This window comes from Nocardiopsis lucentensis DSM 44048, assembly GCF_000341125.1.
GTDB lineage: Bacteria > Actinomycetota > Actinomycetes > Streptosporangiales > Streptosporangiaceae > Nocardiopsis > Nocardiopsis lucentensis.
Genome location: NZ_ANBC01000048.1, coordinates 1 through 6,828, shown reverse-complemented (window position 1 = coordinate 6,828; position 6,828 = coordinate 1). Strand labels below are relative to the sequence as shown.

6 protein-coding genes are annotated in these 6,828 nt (G+C 72.7%); 4 read left to right on the top strand and 2 right to left on the bottom strand.

Annotated elements, in window-relative coordinates; genetic code table 11:
- Window positions 1-78 precede the first annotated feature (78 nt).
- Window positions 79-867: a zf-HC2 domain-containing protein gene (locus D471_RS32515; RefSeq protein WP_083924009.1), complete on the top strand. Its 789-nt coding sequence runs from the start codon at window positions 79-81 to the stop codon at window positions 865-867.
- Complete coding sequence (locus D471_RS0101415; protein ID WP_017596972.1) at window positions 864-1,955, top strand: hypothetical protein; 1,092 nt, start codon at window positions 864-866, stop codon at window positions 1,953-1,955. The genes D471_RS32515 and D471_RS0101415 overlap by 4 nt, the downstream gene beginning before the upstream one ends.
- A 615-nt stretch (window positions 1,956-2,570) precedes the next feature.
- Here D471_RS0101415 and D471_RS39930 read toward each other — a convergent pair.
- Window positions 2,571-2,729 (bottom strand): hypothetical protein, encoded by a 159-nt coding sequence (locus D471_RS39930; protein ID WP_161630076.1) that lies wholly within the window; start codon window positions 2,727-2,729, stop codon window positions 2,571-2,573.
- 93 nt (window positions 2,730-2,822) lie between these two features.
- Between D471_RS39930 and D471_RS0101405 the strand changes: the two genes are divergently transcribed.
- Complete coding sequence (locus D471_RS0101405) at window positions 2,823-3,890, top strand: S1C family serine protease (protein WP_040687824.1); 1,068 nt, start codon at window positions 2,823-2,825, stop codon at window positions 3,888-3,890.
- 197 nt (window positions 3,891-4,087) lie between these two features.
- Here the strand turns inward: D471_RS0101405 and D471_RS0101400 are convergent, their stop codons facing one another.
- Window positions 4,088-5,227, bottom strand: a complete 1,140-nt coding sequence (locus tag D471_RS0101400) for an Mrp/NBP35 family ATP-binding protein (RefSeq protein ID WP_017596969.1) — start codon at window positions 5,225-5,227, stop codon at window positions 4,088-4,090.
- A 440-nt stretch (window positions 5,228-5,667) separates the two neighbouring features.
- Between D471_RS0101400 and D471_RS0101395 the strand changes: the two genes are divergently transcribed.
- On the top strand, window positions 5,668-6,684 hold the full coding sequence (locus D471_RS0101395; RefSeq protein ID WP_017596968.1) for a CPBP family intramembrane glutamic endopeptidase: 1,017 nt from the start codon (window positions 5,668-5,670) through the stop codon (window positions 6,682-6,684).
- The last annotated feature ends 144 nt before the right edge of the window (window positions 6,685-6,828 follow it).

Below are 6,828 nucleotides of genomic sequence, written 5' to 3'. Positions count from 1 at the left end.
CCGGGAACACCGGCGGGCGCTGGCCGCCGAGACGGAGGCACGCGGCGCACACGCGACCAACGGGGAGGCGGAGTGAGCATGGACCATCTCGGAGAGCGGCTCTCCGCGCTCGTCGACGGCGAACTCGGCCAGGCTGAGCACGAGCGCGCCCTGATCCACCTCGCCAAGTGCGAGTCGTGCCGGTTCGAGGCCGACATGATGCGCAGACTCAAAAGGCGCCTGACCGGCCTCGGTGAACCCGAGCCGGACCACGACTTCCTGGGCCGCCTGACCAGCCTGTCCCGGGACACCGGGGGTTCCACGGACGACCGGGGCCGTCCGGGGCCGCCGCCCGGTGGAGCCGGGTTCGGTCAGCGTCCGCCCCTCGGATCCTCCCGGCCGCTGGGCGGCCACCCCCTGGGCGGCCATCCCCTCGGCGGTCCGTTCGCCGCGGAGGCGGGTGATTCCGGTCCCGTGGCGGCCGATCCCGGCGCGGTGGCGACGCGTCCCTCCGGCGCACGGACGACCGCCGCCCCGGAGACCGGGGCCGAGGCCAGGCCCGCGCGCCGTCGCGGTGCCGAGCGTCTCGCCCACCTGTTCCCGCCCATCCCGGGCGGCCGCTACGCCTTCGCCGGGGTCGCGGTGGTGACGGCCCTGCTCGGCTCGGCCTTCGTCGCCGGAGGGGATGACGACCAGACCCCGGTCGTCGAACCCAGGCTCGCCGACTACGCGGTCGAACACGCGGTGACCAGCCGGAACATGCCCGTGGTCGGGCCCTCGACCACGGAGCCGCAGCCGGAGGGGGCCGAGGCCCTCGCGACCCTGGACGGCCAGTCCCAGACCATCGGGGAGCCGAACCCGACCGGCCGGACCCACACCACCCGGTGAGCGCGGAGGAGCCCTCCTCCCGTCCGTTCTCCGTACCGGTGACCCTGGTGGTCCTGGTGGCTCTGTGTGTCCTGTGCCTGACCGCCGCGACGCACCCCGACTCCTCCGGGGTGCCCGCCGAAGGCGTCGACGACGGGATGCCGGTGCTGCGGCGCGCCGCGGAGGCCGACGACGAACTCGCCTACACGGCGGTGCGCACGGTCTCGGGGGCCGCCGCCGGGAACCGCGCGGGCGGCGGTGACACCGGTCGGGAGGTCCGTCTGCGCCTGGTGAACCGTCCGGGGGAGGGGATCGCGCTCGCGCCCCTCGACGACCACGAGGGCGCCTTCGTCGTGCGCGACTCCTCGGCTCTGCAGTCACTCGACGACCGACTGCTCCGCATGCTGGAGGACACCTACCGTGTCACCGACGAGGGCCCGGCCAAGCTGGGCGGCCGCCCGGTCAGACTGGTCGAGGCCGGCCGCTCGGACGGCTCCGTCGCGGGTCGGTTCTGGGTGGACGACGAGACCGGCGTCCTCGTCGGACGCACCGTCCACACGGAGTCCGGCGCGGTCGCGCTCGGTTCGCGGCTGACCGACGTGCGCCTCGGCGAGGGCGACTGGCCGGAGGAGGCCGTCGGCGGTGAGCCCTGGGGCGACGCCCTGACCGTCCCCGAACGGGACGGGCTGCGCGAACGCGGCTGGTGCCTCCCCGAACACCTCACGTGGAACCTGCGGCTGGTGGACGCCAGGTCGACGTACCTGGGAGAGCAACGTGTCGTGCACGCCATCTATTCGGATGGTCTGTCCCAGGTGTCCGTCTTCACTCAGCGTGGGAAGCTGGGAACGGAACATCCCTCCACACTTCGTGACGGATACGCCGGAACCGGAACGGGGGGAAGTGACGTCACAACACAACATGACACGATCTTCGGCGGTGACGTCGGTCAGTACCAGAGCGTGTGGCAGTCCGACGGGTTCGTCTTCACGGTTCTCGCGGACGCACCCGCAGGTCTGGCCTCCTCCGCGGTGACCGCGCTGCCGGAGCCCGAGGGCTCCGGGTTCTGGGCCAGAGTGCAGCGCGGTCTGTCCAGGTGGGGGCTCCCCTGACGCCCACCCGGACGCGCCGTGCGCCGACCCCGACCACACAGACGTACGGAGCAGGTCTTGAGCGAGGACTATGGCCGTTCGGCGCGGGGGGCAGGGCCGGACGCGGCCACCCCGCCGAGCGGCGGCACACCCCCCGATCCGGGCGGGCACAGCGTGGTGTCCGCCTCGGGCCAGGAACCTGCGGAGCTCCCCCAGTGGCCGGTTCCGGCCACTCCGCCCCCGATCCCCGGGGACCACCGGTCCCCCACCCACCCCGAGCACGCGAACCGGGAGGAGGGCGCTCTCGCCGGTGCCTCCCCGCCCGCGCGCGCTCCCACCGCGACCGCGGCCCCCCGACAGACGGCCGGTCCCCCCGGCCACGGCAACGCCTCCCCCCAGCCCTCGCCCCCCGGCAGCGGAGATCCCATGAACCCCACCCCGTCCCCAGGCCCGGGAGACCCATCCGCAACCCCGCCGAACCCGGCACCGCGACGGATCCAGCAAGACCCGGCCGCCGCGCATCCGTACGGCCGGCCCTCACCGGGCGGCACCGGCCAGATCGAGCCCCAGCCCGTCCAGGCGACGCGGATGATCCACCAGCAGACGCCCCAGGTTCAGCAGCAGGTGGCACAGGGATCACAGGGGGCACACGGTCAACAGGCAGGACAGGCGCAGCCGAACCAGCCCCCGCAGTTCGCCACCACGGCTCAGCAGCCCCAGGGACAGCAGCCCCAGGGACAGCAGCCCCAGGGACAGCAGCCCCAGGGACAGCAGCCCCAGGGACAGCAGTTCCACACCCAGCAGGTCCTGGCCCAACCGGGCCCGACGGGTGGCCAGGTTCCGCGGCAGTTCGGGACCGAGAGGCGCAGGCGCGGCGTGCCCGTGTGGATGGCGCTGTCCGGCATGCTCGTCGTGGCCCTCATCGCCGGTGGCGCGGGCGGGGTCGCGGGCTCACTGTTCAGTCCGGCGTCCGGTCAGGAGGCCGCGCCCGAGGACGAGGGGCCCGTCATGAACGAGCCGCCGCCCGAGGCACCCCAGCGCGACCCCGACACCATCGCGGGCGTCGCCCAACGTGTGAGCCCCAGCGTCGTGTACATCGGCAGCGCCAACCCCAGCGTGCCCGGAGGCGGCTCGGGTTTCGTCATCGAGGGAGACTACGTGGTCACCAACGACCACGTGTCCTCGGTGCTGGAGGAGGACGGCATCCAGATCGAGTACAGCGACGGAAGCCTGTCCGACGCGACCATCGTCGGCGCCGACCCCAGCTCCGACCTCGCGGTGCTGTCCCTGGCGGACCCGATCGACGTCGAGCCGCTGGAGTTCGGTGACTCGGAGGAGGTCATCGTGGGCGACGAGGTCATCGCGATCGGGGCGCCCCTGGGCTTGGCGGGCACGGTCACCCAGGGCATCATCAGCGCCACCGACCGGCCGGTCAGCCCCGAGGGGGAGAACGCCAGCCGGTTCTACGCGCTCCAGACCGACGCCGCGATCAACCCGGGCAACTCCGGGGGACCGCTGGTCGACCTCGAGGGGCGGGTGATCGGGGTCAACTCGATGATCGTCACCATGGGCGGCTCCATGGGCGAGGGGTCCGGCAACATCGGCCTGGGCTTCGCGATCCCGTCCTCCGAGGCGCAGAGCGTGGTCGAGCGGCTCATCGGCAACGAGTCGACCGCCTACGCCGACATCGGTGTGGAACTCGACCTCCAGAGCCCCACGGCGGGCGCGGTCATCGCGGACGGCTCCGGCGCGGTGGAGGACGGCGGCCCGGCCGACGAGGCGGGTCTGGAACCGGGCGACGTGATCACGTCCTTCGACGGGCGCCGGGTGAACTCCGGGCAGGAGCTGCTCGCCATGCTGCGCGACCGCTCCCCAGGAGACGAGATCGACGTCGTCTACGAGCGCGACGGCGACCAGGAGACGGCCACGATCGTGCTCGGCTCCTCCAACGACTGACGCCCGGCCGAGGAACACGGAGACGACGGGAGGCCCCGGAACGCGGTTCCGGGGCCTCCTTCCACGTCGCCCACTTCCACGGAGCGCCGCTGTCGTGCCCGCGGCCCGGCCGTTCACCAGCCGGAGCGGTCCGGCCTCCGGGAACGGTCGCTCGAACACGGGCCGAAGCGAAGCGGCGGGCCCAGAACAAGCACGGATCAGCGACCGGCGGGAGAGATGCCCAGCTGCATACCGGCCAGCCCGCGCGGCTTGCCGACCAGGTTCTCGGCGATCGACGAGATCACCGTGCTGGCCTCGGCGTCGGGGTCGGTCAGGACGAGGGGCTTGCCCTCGTCGCCGCCCTCACGCAGGCGGGTGTCCAGAGGAACCTGGCCCAGCAACGGGATGTCGGTGCCGAGTGTCTTGGTCAGCGCCTCGGACACGGTTCGACCGCCGCCCTCGCCGAACAGGTGCAGCGGTTCGCCGCCCTCCGGCGGGACGAAGTACGACATGTTCTCGATGACACCGGCGATGCGCTGGTGCGTCTGGGCGGTGATGGCGCCCGCGCGCTCGGCGACCTCGGCGGCGGCCTGCTGCGGAGTGGTCACCACGAGGAGCTCGGCCGACGGCAGGAGCTGCGCGACGGAGATGGCGATGTCACCGGTGCCCGGGGGCAGGTCCATCAGCAGGACGTCGAGGTCGCCCCAGAAGACGTCGGAGAGGAACTGCTGGAGCGCGCGGTGCAGCATGGGGCCGCGCCACACGACCGGCTGGTTCCCCTGGGTGAACATGCCGACCGAGATGACCTTGATGTCGTGCGCGGTCGGCGGGAGGATCATGTCCTCGACCTTGGTCGGGAAGTCCGACGCGCCGAGCATGCGCGGCACCGAGTGGCCGTAGATGTCGGCGTCGACCACGCCGACCTTGTGGCCCTGGGCGGCCATGGCGGCGGCGAGGTTGACGGTCACGGACGACTTGCCGACCCCGCCCTTGCCCGAGGCGACGGCGAAGACCCTGGTCAGGGAGTTCGGCTTGGCGAAGGGGATCTCCTTCTCCGCCTGGCCGCCGCGGAGCTTGGTCTGGAGTTCCTTGCGCTGCTCGTCGCTCATCACGTCGAGTTCGACCGCGACGGAGGTGACCCCGGCGACCTTGGTCACCGCTTCGGTCACGTCCTTCTCGATACGGCCCTTCATGGGGCAACCGGCCACCGTGAGATAGATGCCGACGCGCACGGCACCGTCGTCGGCGATGTCGACGCTCTTGACCATGCCGAGGTCGGTGATGGGGCGGCGGATCTCCGGGTCTTGCACCGTGGCCAGGGCCTTGTGCACCTGCTCGGTGGATGGTGTGGAGGACATGTACCCAATCGTAGGTCAGCGGAACGGGATCTTGGCCTGTGGCGTCTCTCCCACCTGCCATCCGTTGCAACGGGGGGCGGCCACGGACCTATTCCGGGGCGACGGCGGGGCGCGCGGGTCCGGGCGGGGTCGGCCCGAGGGGTGTCGAACAGGGGTCCGGAAGGGTCGGTCCATACCGTGACCAGGCGTTAACGGCGTGCCCTTAACGCTGGCAATACAAGCCCGGATAGTAGTCTCTGCGCACCATGGGAAATGCGCCACCACCGCCTGGTTCGTCCTGGCCCGCCGCCCCTGAGGGGCCGGAGGGGCGGGCTGATGGTGCGTGGACCCATGAGCAGACCTGGGCGGGACCGCCTGGGGGAGGGCGGTTGACGCCTCCGGGAGGGCATCCGGCGGTCAACCCGGATCCCGCGGTGTGGGCCTGGCCGCCGCCCCGACCGGTGCGGACCAGCGGGTTCGCCCCCGCCGAGGCGCCGGAGGGTGAGCCCTATCACAGACTCGCGCGCGGTTCGCGATACCGCTGGTGGGTGCCGCCCCTGTCGCTCCTGGTCCTGGCGTTCCTGTTGTTCTTCCTCTGGGTCGCCGTCGCCCTGGCGTTGACGATCGTCGCCCTCGCCGAGGGCGGCGGACTCGGTACGGGTTCGGTCCGGGTGGGGGAGATCGCGAGCCTGGCGATCGGCCTGGTCTCGGCCGCGCTGCTCATCCCGATCGTGCTGCTCGTCGTACGGGTGGTGCAGTGGCGCCGCGTGGGCACGCTGATGTCGGTCGAGGGGCGGATGAGGTGGCCGTGGCTGGGGCGCTGCGTGGCCCTGGCCGTGGTCCCCGTCGCCGTGAGCGTGCTGCTCTACCTGCCGCTGTCGGACGACTTCCGGACGGGGACGATGTCCGGCGGCGCGTCCAGCGGGGCCGAGGTGGCGGCGGTGTCGGTGTCGATCCTCGTCATCCTGCTGCTGGTGCCCTTCCAGTCGGTGGCCGAGGAGGTCACCCTGCGGGGCCTGGTCATGCAGTGGGTCGGTTCACTGGGCGCGCCCGCCCACGGCCCCGGCGGAGACCGGGCGGTGGCCCGGGTGCTGCGCTCGCCCGCCCCGGCGATCCTCGCGAGCGGGACCCTGTTCGCCGCCCTGTACGCCTCCGCCTACCCCGGCGACGTGTGGACCACGGCGACGCTCACCGTCATGGGAACCAGCACGGCGTGGCTGACCTGGCGCACCGGAGGCCTGGAGGCGGCGATCGGGCTGCACCTGGTCAACGGCCTCGTCCAGCTCGTCCTGTGCGTGCTGGAGGGACGGACGGCGGCGATCGGCACGGGGGTCGTGATCGGCGCCGGACCGCCGGGGATGGGCGGCCCGTTCGGGCTGGCCCTCGCGGTGGGGGTGATGGTCAGCTACGCCCTGACGGTGACGTGGTTCGCCCGGCGCGCCGGTCTGCGCCGGACGAGCGCGGTCGCGCGGGCCTGAGGGCACCCGCTCAGCGGGCGGCGCCGGTGCCGGGGCTCAGTCGCCGTCCGGGCGCCAGGAGGGGTCCCGGCCGGTCAACCCGAGCAACCGTTCGAACAGGGACGCGTCGTCCGCCACGACCACCGGCGGCCCGAACAGGCCGGG

Excerpts from the sequence above, each read along its gene's own strand:
- D471_RS32515 (WP_083924009.1), top strand. The coding sequence starts at position 79 with ATGGACCATCTCGGAGAGCGGCTCTCCGCGCTCGTCGACGGCGAACTC.
- D471_RS0101405 (WP_040687824.1), top strand. The coding sequence starts at position 2,823 with ATGGCGCTGTCCGGCATGCTCGTCGTGGCCCTCATCGCCGGTGGCGCG.
- D471_RS0101400 (WP_017596969.1), bottom strand. The coding sequence starts at position 5,227 with ATGTCCTCCACACCATCCACCGAGCAGGTGCACAAGGCCCTGGCCACG.